Here is a 24,835-nt window from a genome sequence, read left to right on the forward strand (position 1 = left end):
CTCTAATTCTAGAGCCTGAGGCAACTAATCGTTTATTCCCCTTCTAACGTATCTAAAATTATTGATCAAAAATAGTTAATATGCGCGTTGGCGCGTTTATAGTGTACAAATAACAACAAGGTGAGAAACGCGAATGGAATCTCCGATAACCGTTGATAAATTACGATTTGTTTTATATCGGTTCAAAGAAAAGCTATGGATAAAACCTGCTGGCTTTTGTGTGATTTCAATTTTAGCCGTGTTTATTGCCAAGTTAGCAGACACAACAGAATTGGCACCTCATTTACCTGAAGTAGATGCTGAATCTGTAAAAACACTTCTGTCTATTATGGCATCAAGCATGATGGTTATCGCTACGTTTTCGGCAGGCACCATGGTGAATGCATATGCGTCAGCCAGTCAATCATCTACACCTCGAAGTTTAAGTTTAATTATTTCTGACGACGTCTCTCAAAACGCACTTTCTGTTTTTATTGGCGCTTTTATATATAGTGCAGTGGCATTAACCGCTATGAGCAACGCATTTTTCGAGCAAGCCGGTGTATTTACATTGTTTGTTCTTACGTGCATTGCGTTCGTTATTGTTATATTAACCTTTATTCGATGGGTAGACAGTGTGGCTCGCTTAGGGCGCGTAGGCTCTACTGTGCTAAAGGTGGAAAAAGCGACACAACGAGCAATCGAAAACCGAATTAAAGCGCCTTGTTTAGGGGCAGTTCCTTCAAGAGCGATACTACAAAGTAAAATAAAAGAGCAGGGGACTCAGGCCGTTTTTAGCCAGCGAGTAGGGTATATACAACTCATTGATATAGCCCGAATCCAGCAGTGGGCCTGTGAAAACGACGCTTTTGTCGATGTAACTATGCTTCCAGGAGAATTTGTTACTCCCGACCAAGTACTCGCTTACGTAAATAAGAATGATGATTTAACAAAAATCGAACACGCATTCACTATATCTGAGGAACGTTCTTTTGAAGCAGACCCACGCTTTGGTTTTGTAGTATTAGCGGAAATTGCCTCGCGAGCACTTTCACCGGCTATCAATGACCACGGTACAGCCATTAGCATTATTAGTAGTGTGACTAGATTATTGTTGTTGTGGAAAACATCTGAATGTAGTTCAACGCTCAAACAAGAGCAAAACAGCGAGGATTATCAATATGATCGCGTGTCGGTGCCAGAATTGAATGTTCACGACTTGTTTGATGATGCCTACACCAGTATTAGTCGTGACGGTGCTAGCAATATAGAAGTTGCCATTCATATCCAAAAATCTCTCAAATCTATCAGTAATTGTTTTGGCAAAAATAGTGAGTTTAAAAATTCAGCTACAAACTTTGCAAAACAAAGTTTTAAAAGAAGTCAGCAGGCTTTAGAGTTTTCTGATGATGTTGAGAGGCTTAGAAAATGTTCTTCCGAAAACCAAGAATAATGAATGCTTACAAAGCGATGGTTGTGAGTTATGCGCACTGTTGGTATGTTTAAACGTTAATAAAACTCAAGGAGAGTCATATGCTTAAGCAATTTTTAGCCAGTGTAGGCATTGGTAAGGCAAAAGTCGATACGCTGTTGCTTGCTGATAAGTTACAGGCCGGACAAACATTTGATATCGAAGTTGTTATTCAAGGCGGAGACGTTGAGCAACAGCTGCAGGGATTAGAGTTTGCTATTATGGCGATCGCAAAAACTGAGGCTGACATAGGCGATAATGAGGTTGAATACAATAAGAGTGTTGTACTGCAAAGCTGGCAACAAGAGTTCAATTTATTGATACAACCAGGTGAAACTGTCACTAAACAGTTCACGTTAGATTTACATCCTGAGGTGCCCGCTACCTATTTATTTGGTCATCAAATTGGCAAGGTATGGTTGCAAACTGGGTTAGATATTAAGTCAGGATTAGATGCCAGCGATAAGGATAGTCTGACTATAGTACCGTCTGAAACACAATTAGCGGTTTTACAACTTATATCAGACAGTGGGTATCGATTGTTTAAATCGGACATTGAATCTGGGCGAGTTCGTGCACGTGAATTCGTATCACATCTACCTTGCTATCAAGAGTATGAGTTCAAACCTCAATCGCGTAGCTTATTTGGCGCCCGAGAACTAGAAGTGACATTTGTCGATAATGGCACAGAAACTGGTGTATTAATTGAAGTCGATCGTGCCTTTTTAGGCGATGGCTATAAGAGCACCTCTATACCCAATAGCTGTAATACAACAGAATCAGTTCGTCGTTATATCGAACCACTTCTAAATAATATCTCTTAAAGACCAGCTCATTAATTGTGAATTGTAAAAGCCGCGCCTTAATAATTTAGCTATGAGAAACCACATTATGATTAGCGCTACCACACCAAATACCGAAGGTTCTGAAACTTGAGCTAGGTTAAATCGGGCAAAAACTCGATTGTTAATGCTTTGAAGTGAATCAGTGGGACGAATGCGAACCAATCCAGTGTTATCAACGCTTGTACCGCTCAAATTATTTGCGAAGGCGGTATTGAGAAGTCCAGATTGAACAAGAAACGGAATTAAAACTTGGCATGATATAGTGCTATCACAGCCAAAGATATCATGCGGGTTTGTATCAAACAAATGCGAGGATGTATTCACTAACACTTGAGCTAGAAGTTCATTAGCAGCATATAAGGCGTCAGATTGCGTTTGAAACGAAAACTCGGCACCCGAGCAACTAGGGTAGTTCTGAGTGCACGGTGTATCTATGAACTCTACATCATATAGTTGACCTTTAATGTTGACACCTATTGCTCCAATTAATTTGTCGTTGTCGATAAGCAAAATAGGCGTAGAGCCAGCAAAATTAGAAAAAATCATTGAGTAGAAAAAGCTCATGCTAATAAGAATAGTTTTTGCTGTATTCATATTCATAAGTCGCCTGTTGCAGTAATTATTAAATTGCCACTAACCATGTAAAACCAATTATTGGACCCTGAATACCACTACAACAGAGGATCTATGAAACTAATTTAGCTTATGCAGAAAAAATTTTTCTGTTGGAACAATACTTACATGTGAGGTCAAGCAAAAATGATTCCTAATATATAAATCTACACAATATCAATGTGATAAGTTTTAGGCCAAGTAATACCCGAAAGATGATGTATAAATTACTGACAACAGTAGTTAATCATCCTTTACAATATGTTTATACCGTTGGGAAATAAAATACCAGCAGACTATCGAATTATCTATGCAAAGTATCTTTATGGTTATTAGCGCTCTACGCTAATTAAATTAGGAGCATGCCGTCTGTTTCAGGTGTCTTCTGTTCAAAGTAACGATTAGTTAGATGATTCAGTAATTGCGTAGCAAGGCTTCCTAATTCCTTATGCTTGTTGATGCAAATCATCAAGTCTCTTTTGGACCAGGTTTCATCAATTTCAATGATGCTAAGGTCTAATTCATTAAGTTGGCAAACTGAATCATACGGAACCATCGCAACACCAACATTAGAGCTAACCATTCTGCATACCGCATCAAAGCTTTTAACCTGAGCCCTGATATTAAGAGGTTTGTTGATAACGGCGGCTTTATTCATGGTAAAGGTGTGGATTGCGGAGCCTTCATTTAAAATCACAAAAGGAAAATCAACAACTTGAATAAATTTAATACTGGCTGAGCCAGCCAGAACGTGCTTTGATTGCACCACCAGAACCAAACGGTCTCGTTTATACGGGTACAGTATCACTTCACTATTGAGATCCTGTTCTGCGACGATCCCAATTTCAATATCGCCTTTTGCAACCGCCTCGGCAATTTCTTCACTACCGTGTTCTTCCAAAATCAGTTTAACGTGAGAGTGAAGCTCCAAGAATCGGCCAAGATCATCGGGAAGATAGGTGTGAATTGCATTGGTATTAGCCCACAATTTAACATGAGTCTGCATGCTATCAGTGAAGGGATAAAGTTCTGATTGCATTTGCTCAAGTGTCGCTAAGGCTCTCTTAGCGTGACGTAAAACAATTTCTCCGGCTTTCGTTAACGAGACGCCTCTGGGTTCCCTAACCAGAAGTTGTGTTTCCAAGTGGCTTTCAAGTTGTTTTATTCTGTGACTCGCTGATGAAGGTGCAAGAAACACGATTTCAGCACCTTTAGTCAGGTTTTTCTGCTCTGCAACGGCAACAAATAAACGTAAATCAATCAGGTTATAGTTCATCATCACTCTAGTGTTCGTTTTTTACGAACGCTTGTTAGTTAATTAGCAATTCTTTACGACTATCGATGTATGGCATTATAGCGATGTTTTCTAAAGTGAGGTAGCAATGTTACAGGTGCGTTTATGTCAGGACAAGGCAAGTATTGGAGTAGTGTTAGCCATTCTTGCTGCTACTGGTTTTTCTCTTAAAGCCATCTTTGTAAAGCAAGCGTATTTGATTGCAAATGTGGAACCTGTAACCCTTTTGAGTTTACGAATGCTTTTTTCATTGCCCTTTTTTATGCTGATTAGTTTTCCCGCGTTAAAACAAATACAAAAGTTAACATTTCGCGAGTCAGTGCTTCTGATTTGCTTAGGTCTGGCAGGGTATTATGGCGCATCAATATTAGACTTTATGGGACTTGAATACATATCGGCAGGTCTTGAAAGAATCATTTTGTTTTCATATCCGGTACTAACTATAGCTATAGGGATTTGTTGCCTTGGGGCTCGGTTTGATAAACGCTTAGTCGTGCCGGTAAGTATGTGTACTTTGGGTGTAATATGCGCCTGTTTGAGTGACCTACAAATACATGAAGGTGCAAAACATATTTGGCTAGGTATTTTATTGGTGGCAGGTTCTGCACTTTGTTATGCCTTTTATCAGGCTTTATCAGAACCCATGATTATCCGACTTGGGGCTAAAACCTTCTCTGTATTAGCGATGTTGGTGTCAATCATTGCGGTTGAATTACATTTTATTATTCAGTTACCTTTATCGGAATTAAAACAACCTAGAGATGTCTATTTTCTGTGTGCAATGATGGCCGTTTTCTCAACCGTGCTTCCAGTATTTTTTCAATCTGCTGCGACTAAATACATCGGGGCTGCAAGGTCCGTTCTAATCAGTACTATAGGGCCGGCCCTGACTCTGATATTCGGATGGCTGATTCTGGGTGAGGCCATTACAGGCTTGCAGATAATCGGAATGTTACTGGTATTAGTCGGTGTTTTAACCATGAAAGGTACGCGAGAGTAAGGAAAATTGATGAATTCGTTATTTGTATATGGCACCTTGCGTCAAGGGTATCCCAATGAGCATATCCTGAAAAAAATTGGAGGCACTTTTCAAAATGCCAGCGTCAGAGGGCATTACGTAAATGCAGGGTGGGGTATCGAAATGGGCTGTCCCGCTTTAATCCTCAACGCCACAGGAAAACAGATAACGGGCCAGGTATTTACTTCCACTAAATTAAACAATCACTTATCGCAGCTCGATGAATTTGAAGGTGACGAATATCGCCGAGTGATATCGCTGGTTAAACTTGAATGTGGCAAAGAAATTGAAGCATATATTTATGTCGCTTCATAAACGTAATACCGTTTTAGTTTACTTATTATGACATGAAAATGATACGTCAAAAATGGACCACTCAGCACTCATTTGAAATATTCAATTTCCTAAAATACGAAAAAATCTAGGGCTGTTAAAGCACAGCAATTATTTAATATTGATACCACTACATGTTCATAAAATAGCAATTACCAAAGTTGGCTTTATATAAACTTAATAAAGTAACTTTCGTCCTAAAGGATGATTAACAACTTCAGGGTAAAAACTATTAAAACAGGTAAATCACTGTTCGAGTGCTACGTAAATAAAAATTAAAAGTTACGACTATTATCCTACAGATTTTACGTAGCATCACGATACTTAGTTTTAGTAAAAACAAGCATCACGCATACATCTCATTTTAAAAATGCGCGTGCGGAAGCAGTAGACGCGCAGAAGCGCACCAGATTTTAATCTCGTTCACGTTACAGCAAAAACAACATTCCTTAGCCACGCATAAAAGTATGTAAGCCATCACAGTCAACAAACTAACCAACAGCACTGACATCAACCACCCCAAACGCCCGTATTATTAATTACGCATAATGTATATTATGTTAAATAAGATATAGAATTATGAAGGAGGAACACCGTTGAGTTACTTCAAACAAAGAACTAGGTGCACCATTACACTTTAAGGTCAAACAGATATGTCAGTAGACTAAAAAGTAGCTAAAATTTATATTTAGAATATCGTTATCCAAATTAATAAATTAAAATACGAGCGTTATTAAAATAATCAATTAACTAGCCTAAACTTATCGTCATATTTAAATAACTAGCCTTTGTAAAATTTGAATTTATGATTAGAAATCTTATTAAACAGTCTTTATCTTGTTATGTTTGTTTCTACCGAGTTTGGTTTTGCTAACGGTTAGAAAAATAGAAATTCTTCTATATATGTAAAGCATTTAAATACCAAATAGTATTTATACATAGCGCTTATTTAAAAAAATTCATTTAATTGTGTATGTGAAAATATTTACCTTAGGTGTTGTAAAATAGATACTAGAAACAAGTTTATTAGACTATGTATCTGAGGTTTCAGCTTTGCCTACATTGCTATCTCATGCTGTTTTTAAGCTGTGCTAATACCACACTACTCAATTAAGGAGCCGTTTAGATCAGTCCCAAAAAGCTAGAACGATGTGTATAAAAATCAGGCGTCGCTACGTAAAATCTGAGGCGAAATTAAGGGTGTTATCCTGTAGATTTTACGTAGCGCTCGCACATAAAGCGCTCAAAGAATACTCGTTTTTATAGTAAAAGGGATAAATCAGGCTTTTCATCGAAAATAACTGTTTATAAATACAGTTATTTGTTGAATGGAGTAACGATATTTGTTCTACTTAGCGCTCGTAAGTGTTAGAGCGTACAGTCAGTATGTCCACATAATGGAGTAATAGACTGTGTGTTTTTATTACTGTTTATAAGAATAAGTTCACGCATGATAACTGTAATTATCATGCGTGAAAGTGAAAAACGAAAGTAATGAATAACCGCCAGAAACCACCGCATTCAATACCTTCAAATGCTCAGTTAGCCGTATCGGCTTCAACAGATGCAAGCGTAACTCGTTATTATCGTGATATTTTCTCTCGTTTACCACATAACACACAAAGAGCCTATATCAGTGATTACAATGAATTTTCTGTGTTTTGTAGTCAGAAAAATTTGCCAGGTTTGTCTCAAAATTTCGACGAGAATGAAGTTTGTATTAAAGAGTATGTCTCAGAGTTATGCTTATCCCCACTCGCTTATAGAACCATAAAGCGTCGTCTATCTGCATTAAGTAAATTTTTAGGTATAGCAAATTTACCAAACCCAATTATTCGGTCTGCTTATTTAAGAGACTTTATTCGCCTTTCGTTAATAGAAAATAGAAAGCTGCGTTTGTCACAAAAACAAGCCGTGCCACTAACCATTGAAATGTTGGACCAAATAAACAATGCAATCATACCTGACTCATTGCTTGAACTTCGAGATTTAGCAATGATTAACCTCATGTTCGATGCGCTTTTACGTGCAGATGAGGTTGTACGTGTATGTCTTGAGGATTTATCACCTAAAAATAATACTTTACTTGTGGCTTCTTCTAAAAATGATCAAAGTGGTAATGGGCAATTTCGGTTTGTATCATCAAGTACTTTTAGTATGATTCAAGAGTACAAGCAAGAAGCTAATACCGATCCAAACACCAAGCTTTTACGAGAGCAAAATGATCCGCGAGCACTTACGCAAGGAATTTTGTTTCGCCGGCTTACAAGCCATAGAACTGCCCTACTCCCGCTTTATCAACGGCAAGGAGTCGGTTTATCTGGTGTGCTTAATTACTCAAGTGTATATCGTATTTGGAAACGTATAGCATTACGCGCAGGTATAACTGAAAATATTACTCCACATAGTGGGCGGGTTGGTGGCGCGGTTTCTTTGGTGGAAGACGGTGCCTCTCTGCCAGAACTTCAATTAGCTGGAGGCTGGAAATCACCCGATATGCCGGGTCACTATACACGACAAGCCAGTGTAAAAAGGGGTGGTATGGCGAAGCTTTCTTTGAAGCATAAACGCTGATCAGATTTCAACAGATAGAGTACCCTTAAAACATTAAATTTCACTACATAGCAACGTAATTGGAACTGTTATTCCTTTACTAATTCATTAAGATGCAAAACCATCCAACCATTAATATAAATATTTCGTGGCCGTCTGGCATCGTAAATAGCTCCTGATTTAACTAATTCATTTATTTTATTTCTGTTAAGAACGAGATTATCAACACGGTAGTAGTTGCGAAGTAAAAGTGCCTTATCAAACTTCGCATGCTGACTTGGTGATACGGGTGTTGTATGAGCGATATTCCCTACTTTAAATGTAAGCGTATTACTATCAGCACTGAGGACTTTCATAGGAACATATCGAAATCGCGCATCCGAAGTTGGATCAATAGCTCTATAATCAATATAGAAAAAATCATTCTTTTGAGGATTTGCCAATACTCGTTCTTTATCACTATTTTCTATTAAAGCGTTGCTAATAAAAAAGAGTGCAATAAAAAGAAAGCAAACAAGTTCGGCATGCTGCTTTAAAAGCACGCTGATTGCGTCAATCTGAAAATTGCCCCGCAAGTAAACGGGGCTATTATTAAATGGTAACGATGACATACTAACTTCCTGATTGTAGGTTCCACCAATACCTTAACGTTTATTTTGTAGCTTGTCGCCCAATCCTATAATTTCATATCAAAGAAGCATGTTTAATTTTTTAGAACTTAGCTCTATTTTTTTTACACCTTTACAGCTAATACGTCAGTTTTAACACCATGCAGTACAGCATTTGCTGTAGAGCCAAGTAGGAGTTTAAGACCACTTTGACCATGTGTACCAACCACAATGAGATCAGCGCCAATTTTTTCAGCCATATGATGAATTTCATCTGCAGGTGAACCAATTTCAACGTTAACATGCGAATAAGGAATATCATGCCGAGCAGCTACATTCTTAAGAAGTCTAAGTGCTTGTTCACGTACTTCTTCAGAAAAGTCTTTTTCTAAAAACAGGCCATAGGGCTCCATGTTCGTCTGTGGGTAAGCCACATAAAGAAGGTGAATTTTGTGGTGGTTACCTGATATCGCAACCGCTTTTTCAACCACTAACTCGTAATCTGAATAAACGTCTATAGGAACTAATATGGTTTCATAGCCTTGCATAGGTTATCTCCTAGGATTTAATTAATCACGCGTGCTTATTTATTTTTTTAAAACGGGACCGATGTTCCAGTTCATTTGTAGCAATACAATCATGACCTGCTTTATATAAATGTAGCGCATGTTCTTTAAAAATTTTTTGCGTTAAATCAATTGTTATAATCCATTCTAGTCCATACTTTGAATTGACCATCACTTTAGTAGGGACATGACTATGAAATATTTTTTCTTATGCTTAATGTTAATCTTACTTTTTGGCTGTGAATCAGATGCTCAATCTCCTCGAGGTTTCAGTCTTCCCGAAGGAAACGCCGAACGAGGACAAGTAGTTTTTGAAAAGTACCAATGTAATGATTGCCACAAAATCATTGGTGAAACTAAAAACGAGAATAGCCAGTATTTAGTAGTTAAACCTATTCCACTAGGAGGAAGCACTGGTCGTGTAAAAACCTATGCAGAGCTAGTAACAAGTATTATAAACCCTTCACACAAATTAACCCCTCGTCAGCCAGCTAGCTTTACTAGCGAAGACGGTGTTTCGTTTATGCGGGTAATCAATGATGAACTCACTGTTAGTGAACTTATTGATCTTGTTGCTTATTTGCAGCCGAAGTACAAAGTGTTACCCTACAGAACAAGTGACTACCGCCTTTACCAATTACGTATCCCTGGTGAAACTGAAGAAAGGAATAATTAAAAAGGAATATTTGAAATAAAAAGCGGTGGTCACACCGCTTTGGTTTCCTTTTCTATTTCGGCTAACTGGCTACATGGCATAAAGCTATTTGAGTTAGCCTCTTGAATATGGAGTTTGAAACGGTCAGGAATATCATCTGTCATGAAGCTTCCCGTTTTAACCAGTGGAAAAATTTCATCATAACGTGCAATACTGCACTGATTAATTCTTCTAAATATATGTGTTCTATTTAATTCACTGGTTTTAACGTGGCCCGTTGAGGAAAGAATGTCCATTAACGCTAGTACAGTTTTCTTGTGAAAGCGGTACACACGCTCGTATTTATCCTCAACATTAAGCCCTTTTGCTAACCTCTGATCTTGAGTTGCAACCCCAGTTGGGCACTTATTTGTGTTACAAGATAACGACTGAACACACCCCAGCGCAAGCATCATACCTCTCGCACTATTGCAAATATCTGCGCCTAAACTAATATTTTTAGCCAACTGAAACGCCGTGATAATTTTGCCTGAGGCGATAATCTTCACTTTATCCCTCAATGCGTACCCTGTAAGACAATCGTCTACAAAGGCCAACGCTTCACGCAAAGGAAAGCCTATCGAATTTGTATATTCTAACGGTGCCGCTCCCGTTCCGCCCTCGCCGCCATCAACTGTTATAAAGTCTGGCGTTATTTGCTTTTCTACCATCGCTTTACACATAGCAACAAATTCACTTTTGCGACCTAGTGCCAACTTTATTCCTACCGGCTTATAACCACTTAACTCTCTTAATTCCTGAATAAAGTCTAACATTTCAAGTGGTGTTGAAAACGCCTTATGCCTTGGCGGTGAATCTACTTGAGTACCTGCTTCAACACCTCGGATTGCTGCAATCTCAGGGGTGTTTTTATATGCTGGTAAAATACCACCATGGCCGGGTTTAGCCCCTTGGCTCAACTTAATTTCAATCATTTTAACGCTGTCTAACGTTGCTTTTTCCTGAAATTGCTTTTGGTCAAAACCACCGTCGTTACTTCTGCACCCAAAATAGCCCGTACCAATTTGCCAAACAATATCGCCACCGTTTTCCAAATGATAAGGTGTCAAACCGCCCTCTCCAGTGTTGTGGAAAAAGCCGCCTTTAGCGGCCCCCCTGTTTAAAGCAAGAATGGCATTTTTTGACAAGCTACCAAAACTCATCGCACTTATATTTAACACGCTTGCGCTGTAAGGCTTTTTACAATCTGGTCCCCCAATAACAACGCGAGGATCTTCATCCATATCGTCTACTTCACGCGCTGATAGCGAATGACCAATCCATTCGTAGCCATCTTTGTAGGTGTCGAGTTGTGTCCCAAAAGGTACAGTTTCTCTACTGTCTTTTGCGCGCTGATAAACGATGGCACGAAACATCCGCGATATGGGTGCTCCGCTGGTTTCCGTTTCAATAATGTATTGTTGAATATAAGGACGGAGTGATTCTATTGACCACCGCGCGCGCCCAATCAATGGAAAATTACGCAATATAGCATGCTTTGTTTGAAAGGCATCGTGCACCGCCAACCCCAGTAGCAACAAAGAAAGAACTAGTACCCACCAAACAGGTGACCACATCGATGCAACAGCCACATTGGTTAATGCAAACAAGCTAACACACAATAAAATAGTTGCTCTCATCAAATGTCCTTCTTGAAAGTGATAAAACGCGCTAATAATAATGCTTAATATCAATGTACCTTTACGTGCTAATAAAGTCATTAATACTGAGAGGTTCATCGATAATTGATAGATTTTCTGAGTTTGAATACGTCCGCGTTAAGCGCAATGGTTACGCATAACCAAAAGAGGTCAATGATTTAATCAAATAAATCAATGCTATAGACTTTTATCCGCCATTTGACGTCTAAGTTAAATATACGCTAAAAAAATATCATCATCGTATAATTCAATGTGGTATTCGATTATGATGATGGCAAATGGAGCTTATCCAAAAATAATATCGAAGGGTAATTCATGGAGTACGTATTTCTTCTTTTCGCATTCGCATGTGGTTTAACGGTTAAACTTATAGGTATTCCACCACTTGTTGGGTATCTGGTTGCCGGGTTTTTACTTAATTTCGCAGGGTATTCTCTTACCGATGAACTAACTCAAATTGCAAATTTGGGAATAACTATCATGTTGTTTACCATTGGTCTTAAATTAAATCTAAGAGACCTAAGCCGCAGAGAAGTTTGGGCTGGTAGTATTTCTCATACGCTCATTTGGGTTGGTGTTATAAGTGTCGTTGTTTATGGAATAAGTTCATTAGCTGCAAGCTATGTTGATGGGTTGTCTATGCAAAGTGCCATGTTAATTGCGTTTGCACTTAGCTTCAGCAGCACGGTATGCGTGGTTAAAGTATTAGAAGAAAGTGGTGAAAGTAAAACACGCCACGGTCGATTAGCCATTGGTATTCTTGTAATGCAAGATGTCTTTGCTGTTGTGTTCTTAGTTGCTGCAACAGGAAAGTTACCCTCTATTTGGGCTTTAGCTTTATTAGCCCTATTCCCTGCTATGCCGTTAATTAGAAAGATGATAAGTAAATCTGGCCATGGTGAGCTTCTGCCATTAACAGGCTTTATTTTAGCGCTAGGCGGTTATCACTTATTTGAGTTAGTTAATATTAAAGGTGACTTGGGTGCACTGGTCTTCGGAATTTTGATAGCTCAACATGAAAAAGCCTCTGAGCTGGCAAAGTCGTTATTGAGTTTTAAAGATCTCTTCTTAATTGGATTCTTTCTTTCAATAGGACTCACTGCCCTGCCCGACATAACCATGGTCATATTAGCTTTGGTATTTTGTTTATTTATACCACTAAAAGCGGCGCTATTTTTCAAACTCTTTACCTCGTTGCGACTTCGCGGTCGTACCTCATATTTAAGTAGTTTGGTGTTATCTAATTACAGCGAATTTGGCTTGATTGTGGGGGCACTTGCCGTATCACTAGGTTTATTAGGTAGTAGTTGGTTAGTTGTTATCGCACTCGCCGTTTCGCTTTCGTTTGTATTTACCAGCATTTTATATAAGAGCTCTCATTCTCAGTACAACCGTTATAAAAATAAAATAAAACGCTATGAAAAAAGTCGTCGATTGAAGGAAGATATCTACCCGACTTTACACAACGCTCAGTTTTTAGTGCTGGGTTTAGGTCGAGTCGGTCGTGGTGCGTTTAATGCATTAGCTAAGCTCACTGAAGTAAATGTTTGGGGTATGGATGCTGACAGCGTGAAAATTAAGGAATTGCAAAACGAAGGACTGAATGTAATTTGCGGTGACGGAGAAGATATCGATTTGTGGGACAACCTAGACATCCACGATGTTCAATTGGTGCTGCTTGCACTGCCTTCTATACAAGATGCTATCAATATCTCAAAACAGCTAAAGAATGCTGGTTACCTCGGCAAAATAGCGGCCATTGCACGGTATGAAGATGAAGTTGATTCTTTGTTGGAAAATGGCGTAGACAAGGTCTTTAACTTCTTCACTGAAGCTGGGCTTGGTTTCGCGGAAGAAAGTATGGCGTATGCACAATCACAGGCGTAATTCAGATCTAAATGCGAACAATGGCTGTATTGAGAAACGTTATCGTTTGTAAGTGCATGTTATATAAAGAATTTTTGACAAGTGCATGCTTTCAAACTACACTTATCTTAAATACGTAAATAGGGTTTTCACAATGCAAGGTGACAAACAAGTAGTAGCAAAGTTAAACGAAGTGCTTACAAGTGAACTTACTTCGATAAATCAATACTTTCTGCACGCTAGAATGTTCAAAAACTGGGGTTTTTCAGAGCTAAACGAGAAGAACTATAAAAAGTCTATCAAGGATATGAAGCAAGCTGATGCGCTTATTGAACGCATTTTGTTCCTTGAAGGCTTACCCAACTTACAAGCACTTGGCAAACTATATATCGGTGAAGATACTGTAGAAATGCTTTCTTGCGACAGTCGTTTTCAGAAAGAGCAGTTACCTGTTCTACGCGATGCAATCGCGCTTTGTGAAGAGAAACAAGATTATGTTTCCCGTGATCTTCTAGAAGATATTTTAGAGTATGAAGAAGAGCACTTAGATTGGATTGAAACACAAGAATATCAAATTGATGCAATGGGTATTGAGAACTACCTTCAAGCACAAGTAATGGGAGACGACTAATGAAAGGCAACCAAGCTATTATCGAAGGGCTAAACGAATTGCTCTCTTACGAGTTAGCCGCTATGGATCAGTACTTCATTCATTCCCAAATGTATTTGGATTGGGGTTTAAATAAACTATATGAACGCATTAATCACGAGTTTGATGATGAGCGCGGACACGCAACCAAGTTAATTGAGCGCATGCTGTTTTTAGAGGGCACGCCAGACATGACCAAGCGCACGGGCTTTATTGTTGGTAAAGATGTGCCAGAAATGCTGGAAAGTGATTTACGCGTAGAATATGAAGTTGACGCGAAATTGCGTGAAGTGATTGCACTTTGTGAAACTGAAAAAGACTACGTCACGCGCGATATGCTGATTGTGTTATTGGATGACACAGAAATGGATCACGCCCATTGGTTAGAGCAGCAGTTAGGTTTAATCAAACGTATCGGTTTGCAAAACTACTTACAATCTCAAATGTAGAACACGCTTTTGCAGTAGTTGATTTAAATGAAACGGCCGGTTTGTTTTTACCGGCCGTTTTTATATAACTTCTGCCTAGTTTTTTATTACTGTGTTACAAAATACAAATAATGAGGCTGTTCTACCCCTTCAATATTAAGGCGCAATTGCCAACGCATCACTGGCTCGCTGCAACTGCCAAGCATAAACCATCCCGACCACTTCCCATTGGCTTGCGCTTCTAGCAACACAGGGATTTTTCCCATATACATATTCATTCCCTCAATCCACGCACTTTCAATAACAATTCCCTGAGGTAAAGAAAGTGAAACGGTGATGGATTCTTCTGGAACTGGTGGTGTTGAAAAATGCGCAATAGCGATGTCTTCTCTTATTAAGAATTCACAGGTTTCATTGACAAATGTACAACTATTTCCTATTCCATTTACTACACTGTTTTGAGTAAACGCTGAGGATTGAAATTTGTGAGCGAAATAAACGCAACCCGCTACAACTAATATTGCAAGTAGAGGTAGGTTGTTATGTAAAATTTTTGTTTGTTTTTTGTTGACGTTTTTTAGCATTTCTTAAATTTTATGTATTTCTTCATTGACGGAGATCAAGCTTAGGTAGTTTATGGTATCTTTTTGTAATTAAAAACCTTATCATCCGCGTACCAACTGGCTTGGAGACAATAATTATTACTTTTTCCGAGCTCGGTGTGAAGCGTTATTCGTTAGCTGATACACGTCTCGACCGCACTATTCCGGCAGTTGGAAACCATAGTTCATTTGAAGTGGAAGATTCATTAAAATGAGTGAAATAAGCCAAGCACAACCTAATTACAACTATAAAGTAGTTAGGCAATTTACCATCATGACCATAGTCTGGGGTATCATTGGTATGGGCCTAGGGGTATTCATTGCAGCGCAATTGTTTGCACCTATGCTTAACTTTGACACACCATGGCTAACATTCTCACGTTTGCGTCCGTTGCACACTAATGCCGTTATTTTTGCCTTTGGCGGCTGTGCGCTATTTGCAACGTCGTACTACATCGTTCAGCGTACCTGCCAGGTAAGACTGTTCAGTGACAAACTTGCCGCATTTACCTTTTGGGGTTGGCAAGCTGTTATCGTTTTAGCTGTTATAACCCTTCCATTGGGTTTAACCAGTTCGAAGGAATACGCTGAACTAGAGTGGCCAATCGATATTCTTTTGACACTGGTCTGGGTCGCTTATATCATCAACTTCTTCGGAACCCTTGTAATCCGTAAAGTGTCGCACATTTACGTTGCAAACTGGTTCTTGGGAGCCTTTATGTTAACGGTTGCAGTTCTGCATATCGGTAACAGCATGGCAATTCCGGTGTCTTTCACTAAATCGTATTCATTGTACGCGGGCGCTGTAGACGCTATGATGCAATGGTGGTACGGCCACAACGCAGTAGGTTTCTTCCTTACTGCTGGCTTCCTAGGTATGATGTATTATTTTGTTCCTAAGCAAGCTGGTCGCCCGGTTTATTCGTACAGACTGTCAATTGTTCACTTTTGGGCATTGATTTCTTTGTACATCTGGGCTGGTCCTCACCACCTTCACTATACTGCCCTGCCTGACTGGACTCAGTCTTTGGGTATGGTGATGTCAGTTATCTTATTTGTTCCATCTTGGGGTGGTATGATTAACGGTATCATGACACTTTCAGGCGCGTGGCATAAACTACGCACAGACCCAGTATTGCGCTTCCTTATTGTTTCATTGTCTTTCTACGGAATGTCTACTTTTGAAGGTCCAATGATGGCAATTAAAACCGTTAACGCACTCTCTCACTACACAGACTGGACAATAGGTCACGTACACTCTGGTGCGCTAGGTTGGGTTGCGATGGTATCAATTGGTTCTATCTATCACTTAATCCCAGTGCTATTCGGTCAGCGCGCTATGTATAGTACAAAGCTGGTTAACGTACACTTCTGGTTCGCTACTATCGGTGTTGTTTTATACATTGTTGCAATGTGGATGTCAGGTGTACTTCAAGGTCTAATGTGGCGTGCAGTAAATGCTGACGGTACATTAACTTATAGCTTTGTAGAGTCACTTGAGGCTTCAAAACCTTTCTATGTGGTTCGCTTCATCGGTGGTGTTTTCGTGGTTGCGGGTATGCTGGTAATGGCATACAACACATGGAAAACTGTTCGTGCCCCTAAAGGTAGTATCGCTGCTGATCCAGCGACTCAACCGGCGTAATCAAGGAGACGAATTATGAAGAATCCACATGAGTTAATTGAAAAGAACGTTGGCCTGCTAACCGTTTTAATCTTAATAGCGATTAGTTTTGGTGCCATGGTGCAAATCACGCCGTTGATGTTTCAACAGCAAACTATGGAACCAGTAACGGGTTTGCGTCCATACACTGCGCTTGAACTTGAAGGCCGTGACATTTACATCCGTGAAGGGTGTGTAGGTTGTCACAGTCAGATGATTCGTCCATTCCGCGCTGAAACTGAACGTTATGGCCACTACAGTGTTGCTGGTGAATCAGTATGGGAACACCCTTTCCTTTGGGGTTCTAAGCGTACTGGTCCCGACCTAGCACGTGTTGGGGGTCGTTATAGTGACGAGTGGCATCGAGTTCACCTGCTTAATCCTCGTAACGTTGTGCCTGAGTCGAATATGCCAGGGTTCCCTTGGCTTGCGGAAAACACGCTTGATGGCGAGTTAACAGCTGAAAAAATGGAAGTATTCCGTGGATTTGGTGTTCCGTATACCGATGAAGATATTGCGGGTGCGAAAGCGGCAGTACAGGGTAAAACAGAAATGCAAGCCCTTATTGCTTATCTACAATCTCTTGGCACACATTTGAAATAATATGGACCAAGGTATTGTAGGCAGCATTTTTACTGTCATCGTCTTTGTATGCTTCATCGGTATTGTGTGGTGGGCGTTTAGCAGCCACAACAAGAAAAAATTCGATGAAGCTGCGAATCTAGTATTTGCAGACGAAGAAAAAGAAAAATCAAAAGAAGATTAGCAGGAGTCTCGAACTCATGAGTATGTTTTGGACAATTTGGATTTCAGTAATAACCCTTGGGTTAATTGCTGGTTGCTACTTCCTTCTACGCTGGTGTCTTGCTAACAAGACAGGCGTTCCTGAAGGCGAGTCAATGGGGCACGAATTTGACGGTATCATAGAACTTAACAACCAACTTCCGCGTTGGTGGACAATCATGTTCTATGTAACTATTGTTTGGGGCTTCCTATACCTTGCGCTTTTCCCAGGTCTTGGGGCGTATGAAGGGATTCTAGGTTGGAGAAGTTCAAACCAAGATATCCGTTCATTGGAAGAATCTGCTCAAGCGCGAATAGACGCTAAAGAGCAAGGTTATTTAGTTAAATATGACCGTGAATTGGACGTAGCTGCGGAGAAGTTTGACCCGATCTTCGAAGCGTACGCACAAATTCCCGTAGAAGAGCTTGCGAAAGATCCTGAAGCAAATAAAGTAGGTCAACGTCTGTTCCTGCAGAACTGCTCTCAGTGTCACGGCTCTGATGCTCGTGGTCAAAATGGTGGCTTCCCTAACCTAACGGATGACGATTGGTTATACGGTGGTTCTGGTGCGAAGATCGTTGAAACGCTTACACTTGGTCGTAAAGCAGCAATGCCTGCTTGGCTAGATGCAATGGGTGAAGACGGTATCGAAGAAGTGGTTAACTATGTACTTAGTCTAAGTGGTCGTGATGTTGAACCACAACTTGCAGAAGCCGGTAAAGCGCGCTTTGCAGTCTGTGCAGCATGTCACGGTATGGACGGTAAAGGTAACCAAATGCTTGGTGCACCTAACCTAACTGACAACATTTGGTTGTACGGCGGTAGCCACAGAGCAGTCACTGAAACGCTAACTTATGGTCGAAACGGTGTAATGCCTTCATTCAAGAAAACCTTGGGTGATGACAAAATACACGTAGTTGCGGCATACGTTTACAGCCTTTCAAATGATTAATGATTTAAATCATTAAATATCACCAAAAGCCTCGTTATCACGGGGCTTTTTTTATGAGAAAATACAGCCATATAGTTTTATAATACCAGTCCGCACAGATAATTACCCATTCAGCGAGAGTTAAAATGTTCGTAATCGCGGCGTGTTACCGCAGGTATAGTGGTTCTACATCAAGGTGACACAACAAAGAGTACGGACATTTTAAACTCGCCCTTCGGGAAGGTCTGGCAAGCTTCCCAGCTTCATTCTGGGAATTTGAAAGGGAACAGCCATTCCTGCATTCCCAAGCTTCGCTAGGAAACTTGCCAGCGCCTTCTGAGTGGGCAATTATCTATGCGGATTGGTATAAGACACAAAAATATTAGAGTTTATTCAAGGTTACTTTTGCTTAATTCAATTCGATATGTTCATTCACTTTAATGTGGAAATGAACGTCACCAAATCGTGTAGTTAAAAGTAATAAACCTAAAGTCACCTTGAATATGTTGTTTTATATTTACTATGAGAATACGCACCAATGAATAACCCTTGGTATAAAGAATTTTGGCCCTGGTTTCTTATCGCAGTCCCTATCATCACGTTTACAATGGGCGGGGTTCTACTCAAATTGGCAGTTTCAACGGAAGACAGCTTGGTAGTCGACGACTATTACAAAGAAGGCAAAGCCATTAATGCCCGTTTAGACAAAGAAGCTATAGCTAAGAAAATGAACATCACCACCGATCTCACTATTAATGATGGAAGCATTGCCCTTCAGTTTCATTCTGGTATTCCCAAAGAAGGTAACGCCGTAAAACTAAGCTTTTATCATGTTACCTTAGAAGATCGTGATGTCAGTGTTTTATTAAGCCGTGATGCCAATGGTATATATCGCGGTTTTGTTGAAGAGAGTTTAGACGGTAAATGGCGTGTTTCTTTAACACCGTTTGACGACAGCTGGAAAATTCAAAATACGCTTCATCTTCCCTATTCTGGCACCATCAAGTTTAACCCATAATGTCAGAAAATAATTGTTACCACTGCGGCTTGGAAATAGACAGTCGCGATAAGGACCAGTTCCACACCGTAATTTTAGGGCAACAGCGCGACATGTGCTGCCCTGGTTGCTTAGCGGTTGCCAATGCCATTGTTCAAAACGGCTTAGAGGACTACTACCAATTTCGTACAGAGCCAGCACAAAAATCTGATGACGGTATACTAAGCACATTAGATAAACTAAAAGTCTATGACGAGCCGTCATTACAAGAAGAGTTTGTTTTCGACGAAGGTAAGCACAAACAAATTCAATTAACCCTTGAAGGTATTACCTGTGCGGCATGTGGTTGGTTGATTGAAAAGCAACTATCGAAAGTTGAGGGAATTAGGCAGGTGGCGGTAAACGTACAAGAACGGCGTGCGTTAATCACATGGTCTCCTCTTGATATAAAACTAAGCCAAATTTTAGCTACATTAAAACGCATAGGTTATGTGGGTTCCCCTTTCCATCCTGACGAACACGAAGCAAGTTTTAAGCGTGAACAAAAGACGTTTTTAAAGAAGCTTGGACTAGCAGGTATAATGACAATGCAAGTCATGATGTTAATGACCGGTTTGTACTTTGACTGGTTTGGTGCAATCGAGCTTGAAACCAGACAATATTTCTATTGGGTGGCATTAACCCTTACCACACCTGTTGTACTGTACTCAGGAAGTACGTTTTATATCGGTGCGGCAAAGGCGTTGTCAGCAAAAACGGTCAACATGGATGTGCCAGTTACCATCGCGGTATTTGGTACCTATTTAGCCGGTATTCGCTCAACAGTACTCGAGCAAGGTGACGTCTATTTCGAGTCTATCTGCATGTTTATCTTCTTGCTTTTACTAAGTCGATTTTTAGAACATAGAAGCCGACACCGTGCAGCACAAATATCCGCAAATATGATGCAGTATGTGCCTGTATCTGCAACCAAACTAAATACCGACGGCACTATTAGTGATTGTCTCGCAAAGCAGCTTGAAGTAGATGATGTGGTGTTAGTTAAGCCAGGTGAAACCATTCCCATTGACGGTGTGGTACAAGAGGGAAATGCCTCAGTAGACGAATCTATGTTAACAGGCGAATTTAACCCTGTTGCGAAACACGCTAAAAGTGTGGTGTATGGCGGTACGGTATGTCAAGACGGTGCACTAACAATTACCGTTACCCAAACCCTTAAACACGCGTTGGTAAATCAAATTGTGCGCTTACAAGCAAGTGCCATGGCAACTAAACCCAAAGCGGCACAAGTTGCAGATAACTTCTCTCGTTACTTTGTTATCGCAGTACTGCTTATCGCTGGTTTTACTTATGGCTATTGGCGGTTGCAAGGCAGTGAAGAGGCGTTTTGGATCACAATCGCTGTATTAGTTGCAACCTGTCCGTGTGCATTGGGTTTAGCGACGCCATCTGCGCTTACCTGTGCCATGGCAAAATTAAATCGACAAGGCATTTTGTTAAAACGCGCCGATGCACTCGAGCAAATTACATCTATCAATACTATTGCTCTTGATAAAACAGGCACTTTAACCCAAGGTAAATTTTCACTTATTGAAAAGTGGTTTGAGCCAAGTGTAGAGCCCGACAGTGTTATGAGCATTGCTATTGCGCTTGAAGCACGTTCAGAGCACCCAATAGCACGCGCGTTTACAGATGATCAAGCACAAAAAGCTAATCATCAAGTAACGCATTACACAGTGACACCCGGCGGTGGTATTAGCGGTGAAATTAACGGCTCGCTATTCAAAATGGGTTCAGCGGCTTTTTGCGAGATTGAAGCCAACACAGCCACAATTAATGCAAATGTTTTCTTAGCAGTTAACGGAAAATTACTTGCCGCTTTTGAAGTCAGTGATAGTTTGCGTGAAGACACCAAAGAGACATTAAACAGGTTAGCTAAAGACTATGAACTGGCCGTTTTAAGTGGCGATACACAGCAAAATGTCGATAAAATTACGAATTCGTTACCCATAGAAACCGCTAAAGGTGGTTTAACACCCGATTTAAAGTATGCTGAAGTGCAAGCACTACAAAACGCAGGGCGAAAAGTAATGATGATGGGTGATGGCATAAACGATGCGCCTGTCCTCGCCAGTGCTGATGTTGCAATTGCTGTAGGAAATGCCACTGATGTGGCTAAAACGGCAGCTGATGTGATCCTACTAGGCGACCAACTTCTTGCCGTTCCGGCACTCATTGATACCGCACACCAGGTGAAAAGAAAGATTCGTCAGAACATAGGTTGGTCTATTGGCTATAACGTACTTATATTGCCTTTTGCCGTGTCTGGTGTGTTGTCACCTTGGATGGCTGTGGTAGGAATGTCACTGAGTAGTATTATTGTAGTGACCAATTCAACACGACTACTGAGCAAATAGTATGAGTATTATTTATGTACTGATTCCCATCGCCATCATTATTGTAGCAATAGCCATTGCTATCTTCTTTTGGGCGGTAAAATCAAATCAATTCGAAGATTTAGACCGTCAAGGCTACAGTATTTTGTTTGACGATGACTTACCACCGGAAGAGAAGAAGCTAGCAGAACAGCGCAAAGAAGTGCAAGAAAACCAAGAGAAAAGCCAGTTAGCCAGAAACGTCGCCTCGAAACAAAATGTCGATAACGCCCACAATACCCATGAACGGCATTGATTATTTTTCCGCCTTTTTAATTGGGCTTGCAGGCGGCGTACACTGCGTCGGTATGTGCGGTGGGATTGTGGCAGCCCTGCGCATGGCCTCACCAAAACATCAATCTGCTTTTCCTTATGCTTTATCGTATAACTTAGGGCGAATTGTGAGTTACACACTTGCTGGTATGCTTGCTGGTGCGTTAGGTGTATTCGCATCAGATATTTTACCCGTTGCAAAATACCTACTTTCCTTACTTAGCGGTGTAATGCTTCTTCTATTGGCCTGCTATCTGGGGAGATGGTGGACAGGATTAACGAATATAGAACGCCTTGGCTCTGAACTTTTTAAGTATGTGCAACCCTTGTCAAAGCGATTTATTCCGTTTAAGTCACCACTAAGTGCCCTACCTTATGGTTTTATTTGGGGTTGGCTTCCATGTGGTTTAGTCTATTCTACGTTAACCTGGTCGCTTGCATCCGGCTCAGCTACGAAAGGAGGCATGATCATGCTTTTCTTCGGATTAGGCACCTTGCCTACGCTATTAGCAGCCAGTGCAAGTGCTCAATGGTTAATTACAGGTTTTCAAAACCGTTATGTACGTCAGTTAATCGCAATAATAATGGCTATATACGCAATTAGTCTTATTTACCGCGCAATTATTTAGAACTTTCGTTACTATATGCACAGCCTATTTTATTTGTGAGTAGTGTAATGAGCAAAGGAAGCCAATTTTCAATACATTGTCAGAATTGCAGTTTTAGTCATTTGTGTTTGCCAGTGGCCCTTAATAAAACTGAAATTGAATCTCTTGACGACATAATCGAGCGTAAAAAGCCGCTTCACAAAGGTGATACGCTAATTCAAACTGGCGACACTTTTCGTTCGCTTTTTGCAGTACGTACAGGTTCATTTAAGTCGTTTGTAACAAATAAAGAAGGTGAAGAACAGATCACTGGGTTTCATTTCCCAGGTGATATTATTGGCTTTGATGCTTTACGAGAAAGCAAACACCAAAGTTATACGCAAGCGCTAGAAACAGCTATGGTTTGTGAGTTACCTTATGAAACGCTTGATGAAATGTCGGTGCAATTCCCCAAATTACGCCATCAAATCATGAGCTTTATGAGTGCTGAAATTAAGCAAGATCACGACATGATCATGCTGCTAAATAAACGCACGGCTGAAGAAAGATTGTTGTATTTTATTTCTCATCTGTCCCAACGTTTTGAAGAACGCGGCTTTTCACATCGTGAATTTCACCTAACGATGACGAGAAATGAAATAGGTAATTATCTTGGTCTAACAATTGAAACCATCAGCCGTTTGCTAAGCCGCTTCCAAAAAGAAGAGATCATTAAAGTAGACGGTAAGCTTATTACCGTTTTAGATTTTGACCGCTTAAACAGCAAGCTTGAAGCACTTAACGGGCCAAGCATCGTTTGCAATAGCTAATCAGCACACTCAATTCACGCTAAGAGGGCGTTTCTTCGCCCTCTTATCTTTAATATCTTCCGTCGATTTCCTCTTTCATAAATAAACGCTTAATTGACCTAGAACAACTTACGTTTTCGCTAATGTCTATTACACTTAGTACATAAGGTATCGCTTTTAAGGGAAACTATATGATTGAGTGTAAACATATTCTAGCCGTAGTAGACGCAGAGCGGGACAATCAACCAGCATTAAGTCGAGCCTATGAGCTTGCCGAAAAAACGGGTGCTTCTGTTACTGCTATGATGGTTGTTTATGACTTGTCTTATGATATGACCACCATGTTAAACCCTGATGAACGAGAAGCGATGCGCGATGTGGTAACCAACGATCATGCTCAGTGGCTCGCGGAAAGTTTAAGTAAACTCGGCTTCCCGAATACGGATATTGTGGTTGAGTGGAATAACCGTGCTTATGAAGCCATTATTCACTACGCCATTCACAATAAAATAGACATGCTAGTAAAGGCAACTAAAAAGCATGACGATTTATCTTCTGTGATATTTACCCCAACCGATTGGCATTTAATGCGGAAGTGCCCCTGTCCAGTTCTATTAGTTAAAGATCACGACTGGCCAGAAGATGGTGAAATTGTTGCTGCTGTCAATGTAGGAAGCGAAGACGATGAACACGCGGCATTGAACGACAAGATAACTACAATAGCCAATGACTATGCTAGTTTGTTAAAAGGCAGTGTTAACCTCGTCAATAGTTTTCCCTCTACACCTTTAAATATTGCGATTGAAGTCCCAGAATTTGACCCAGACACTTATTACAATGCGGTAAAAAATCATCACGAAAAAGAAATGAAAGCCCATGCACTGAAGTACGGTGTTCCTGACAATAAGTGTTTTGTTAAGGAAGGACTCCCCGAAAAGGTCATTCCCCAAGTCGCTAAAGACTTAGATGCAGAGCTTGTCATCATTGGTACGGTGGGCCGTGTGGGCATTTCGGCTGCGCTAATTGGTAACACTGCAGAACACGTGATTGACGAGCTTAATTGTGATGTACTTGCACTAAAACCAGAGGGGTTTGTGTCGCCAATAAATTAACCCCACAAGCATGGTTTAAAAAAGGGGCTTTATTGTATAATGTTGGTTTTAGAATAAACCAAGCA

25 protein-coding genes are annotated in these 24,835 nt (G+C 40.3%); 19 read left to right on the plus strand and 6 right to left on the minus strand.

Annotated features, from left to right (window positions below):
- Nucleotides 1–133: 133 nt before the first annotated feature.
- Both EYR97_RS15815 and EYR97_RS15820 read left to right on the plus strand, forming a co-directional pair.
- Entirely contained in the window at nt 134–1,432 is a 1,299-nt protein-coding gene (locus EYR97_RS15815) for a DUF2254 domain-containing protein (RefSeq protein WP_131094636.1), read from the plus strand.
- 80 nt (nt 1,433–1,512) lie between these two features.
- Complete coding sequence (locus EYR97_RS15820; RefSeq protein ID WP_131094637.1) at nt 1,513–2,274, plus strand: sporulation protein; 762 nt, start codon at nt 1,513–1,515, stop codon at nt 2,272–2,274.
- Here the strand turns inward: EYR97_RS15820 and EYR97_RS15825 are convergent.
- Both EYR97_RS15825 and EYR97_RS15830 read right to left on the minus strand, forming a co-directional pair.
- Nucleotides 2,257–2,889, minus strand: a complete 633-nt coding sequence (locus EYR97_RS15825) for a hypothetical protein (RefSeq protein WP_131094638.1) — start codon at nt 2,887–2,889, stop codon at nt 2,257–2,259. The two genes, EYR97_RS15820 and EYR97_RS15825, sit on opposite strands and share 18 nt — an antisense overlap.
- 367 nt (nt 2,890–3,256) lie before the next feature.
- Nucleotides 3,257–4,186 (minus strand): LysR family transcriptional regulator, encoded by a 930-nt coding sequence (locus EYR97_RS15830; protein ID WP_242635061.1) that lies wholly within the window; start codon nt 4,184–4,186, stop codon nt 3,257–3,259.
- Nucleotides 4,187–4,289: 103 nt separating this feature from the next.
- Here EYR97_RS15830 and EYR97_RS15835 point away from each other — a divergent pair, with 103 nt between their 5' ends.
- The 3 genes from EYR97_RS15835 (at nt 4,290) to EYR97_RS15845 (ending at nt 8,126) form a co-directional block, all read left to right on the plus strand.
- On the plus strand, nt 4,290–5,201 hold the full coding sequence (locus EYR97_RS15835) for a DMT family transporter (RefSeq protein WP_131094639.1): 912 nt from the start codon (nt 4,290–4,292) through the stop codon (nt 5,199–5,201).
- Between the two features lie 9 nt (nt 5,202–5,210).
- Nucleotides 5,211–5,534: a gamma-glutamylcyclotransferase gene (locus EYR97_RS15840; RefSeq protein WP_131094640.1), complete on the plus strand. Its 324-nt coding sequence runs from the start codon at nt 5,211–5,213 to the stop codon at nt 5,532–5,534.
- 1,512 nt (nt 5,535–7,046) lie between these two features.
- Nucleotides 7,047–8,126, plus strand: a complete 1,080-nt coding sequence (locus EYR97_RS15845) for a tyrosine-type recombinase/integrase (protein ID WP_131094641.1) — start codon at nt 7,047–7,049, stop codon at nt 8,124–8,126.
- A gap of 68 nt (nt 8,127–8,194) precedes the next feature.
- Here EYR97_RS15845 and EYR97_RS15850 read toward each other — a convergent pair whose 3' ends face one another.
- Both EYR97_RS15850 and EYR97_RS15855 read right to left on the minus strand, forming a co-directional pair.
- A complete protein-coding gene (locus EYR97_RS15850) occupies nt 8,195–8,716 on the minus strand; it encodes a hypothetical protein (RefSeq protein ID WP_131094642.1) in 522 nt (173 codons plus the stop codon).
- A gap of 122 nt (nt 8,717–8,838) precedes the next feature.
- Nucleotides 8,839–9,261, minus strand: a complete 423-nt coding sequence (locus EYR97_RS15855) for a universal stress protein (RefSeq protein WP_131094643.1) — start codon at nt 9,259–9,261, stop codon at nt 8,839–8,841.
- A gap of 211 nt (nt 9,262–9,472) precedes the next feature.
- Between EYR97_RS15855 and EYR97_RS15860 the strand changes: the two genes are divergently transcribed.
- The gene (locus EYR97_RS15860; RefSeq protein WP_131094644.1) at nt 9,473–9,955 is read left to right on the plus strand and encodes a c-type cytochrome; all 483 of its coding nucleotides are present in this window, start codon (nt 9,473–9,475) and stop codon (nt 9,953–9,955) included.
- Between the two features lie 29 nt (nt 9,956–9,984).
- Here the strand turns inward: EYR97_RS15860 and EYR97_RS15865 are convergent, their stop codons facing one another.
- Nucleotides 9,985–11,613, minus strand: a complete 1,629-nt coding sequence (locus EYR97_RS15865; protein ID WP_131094645.1) for an FMN-binding glutamate synthase family protein — start codon at nt 11,611–11,613, stop codon at nt 9,985–9,987.
- Between the two features lie 336 nt (nt 11,614–11,949).
- On the opposite strand from EYR97_RS15865, the gene EYR97_RS15870 reads away from it, so the two are divergent.
- From EYR97_RS15870 to bfr (EYR97_RS15880), 3 genes are all read left to right on the plus strand, one after another.
- Nucleotides 11,950–13,521, plus strand: a complete 1,572-nt coding sequence (locus EYR97_RS15870) for a cation:proton antiporter family protein (protein ID WP_131094646.1) — start codon at nt 11,950–11,952, stop codon at nt 13,519–13,521.
- 133 nt (nt 13,522–13,654) lie between these two features.
- On the plus strand, nt 13,655–14,131 hold the full coding sequence (bfr, locus tag EYR97_RS15875; RefSeq protein ID WP_131094647.1) for a bacterioferritin: 477 nt from the start codon (nt 13,655–13,657) through the stop codon (nt 14,129–14,131).
- Nucleotides 14,131–14,598, plus strand: coding sequence for a bacterioferritin (gene bfr, locus EYR97_RS15880; protein ID WP_131094648.1), 468 nt, complete (start codon nt 14,131–14,133; stop codon nt 14,596–14,598). Before bfr (EYR97_RS15875) ends, bfr (EYR97_RS15880) begins: the two co-directional genes overlap by 1 nt.
- A gap of 86 nt (nt 14,599–14,684) precedes the next feature.
- Here the strand turns inward: bfr (EYR97_RS15880) and EYR97_RS15885 are convergent, their stop codons facing one another.
- Nucleotides 14,685–15,161 (minus strand): hypothetical protein, encoded by a 477-nt coding sequence (locus tag EYR97_RS15885; RefSeq protein WP_131094649.1) that lies wholly within the window; start codon nt 15,159–15,161, stop codon nt 14,685–14,687.
- A gap of 229 nt (nt 15,162–15,390) precedes the next feature.
- Here EYR97_RS15885 and ccoN point away from each other — a divergent pair, with 229 nt between their 5' ends.
- From ccoN to uspE, 10 genes are all read left to right on the plus strand, one after another.
- Complete coding sequence (gene ccoN, locus EYR97_RS15890; protein ID WP_131094650.1) at nt 15,391–16,824, plus strand: cytochrome-c oxidase, cbb3-type subunit I; 1,434 nt, start codon at nt 15,391–15,393, stop codon at nt 16,822–16,824.
- A gap of 15 nt (nt 16,825–16,839) precedes the next feature.
- Nucleotides 16,840–17,445 carry a cytochrome-c oxidase, cbb3-type subunit II gene (gene ccoO / locus EYR97_RS15895; RefSeq protein WP_131094651.1) on the plus strand — a complete coding sequence of 202 codons (606 nt, stop codon included), beginning with the start codon at nt 16,840–16,842 and terminating at the stop codon, nt 17,443–17,445.
- A gap of 1 nt (nt 17,446) precedes the next feature.
- Nucleotides 17,447–17,608 carry a CcoQ/FixQ family Cbb3-type cytochrome c oxidase assembly chaperone gene (locus tag EYR97_RS15900; protein ID WP_131094652.1) on the plus strand — a complete coding sequence of 54 codons (162 nt, stop codon included), beginning with the start codon at nt 17,447–17,449 and terminating at the stop codon, nt 17,606–17,608.
- A gap of 16 nt (nt 17,609–17,624) precedes the next feature.
- Nucleotides 17,625–18,578 carry a cytochrome-c oxidase, cbb3-type subunit III gene (ccoP, locus tag EYR97_RS15905; protein WP_131094653.1) on the plus strand — a complete coding sequence of 318 codons (954 nt, stop codon included), beginning with the start codon at nt 17,625–17,627 and terminating at the stop codon, nt 18,576–18,578.
- Nucleotides 18,579–19,095: 517 nt separating this feature from the next.
- Nucleotides 19,096–19,575 carry a FixH family protein gene (locus EYR97_RS15910; protein WP_131094654.1) on the plus strand — a complete coding sequence of 160 codons (480 nt, stop codon included), beginning with the start codon at nt 19,096–19,098 and terminating at the stop codon, nt 19,573–19,575.
- Complete coding sequence (locus tag EYR97_RS15915) at nt 19,575–21,971, plus strand: heavy metal translocating P-type ATPase (RefSeq protein ID WP_131094655.1); 2,397 nt, start codon at nt 19,575–19,577, stop codon at nt 21,969–21,971. Before EYR97_RS15910 ends, EYR97_RS15915 begins: the two co-directional genes overlap by 1 nt.
- Before the next feature lies 1 nt (nt 21,972).
- Nucleotides 21,973–22,245, plus strand: coding sequence for a cbb3-type cytochrome oxidase assembly protein CcoS (gene ccoS, locus EYR97_RS15920; RefSeq protein ID WP_131094656.1), 273 nt, complete (start codon nt 21,973–21,975; stop codon nt 22,243–22,245).
- Nucleotides 22,232–22,891 carry a sulfite exporter TauE/SafE family protein gene (locus tag EYR97_RS15925; protein WP_131094750.1) on the plus strand — a complete coding sequence of 220 codons (660 nt, stop codon included), beginning with the start codon at nt 22,232–22,234 and terminating at the stop codon, nt 22,889–22,891. The genes ccoS and EYR97_RS15925 overlap by 14 nt, the downstream gene beginning before the upstream one ends.
- 47 nt (nt 22,892–22,938) lie before the next feature.
- On the plus strand, nt 22,939–23,679 hold the full coding sequence (fnr, locus tag EYR97_RS15930; RefSeq protein ID WP_131094657.1) for a fumarate/nitrate reduction transcriptional regulator Fnr: 741 nt from the start codon (nt 22,939–22,941) through the stop codon (nt 23,677–23,679).
- 170 nt (nt 23,680–23,849) lie between these two features.
- Complete coding sequence (uspE, locus tag EYR97_RS15935; protein ID WP_131094658.1) at nt 23,850–24,770, plus strand: universal stress protein UspE; 921 nt, start codon at nt 23,850–23,852, stop codon at nt 24,768–24,770.
- Nucleotides 24,771–24,835 lie beyond the last annotated feature (65 nt).

This window comes from Alteromonas sp. KUL42, assembly GCF_006538325.1.
In the GTDB taxonomy this organism is placed as follows: Bacteria; Pseudomonadota; Gammaproteobacteria; order Enterobacterales; family Alteromonadaceae; genus Alteromonas.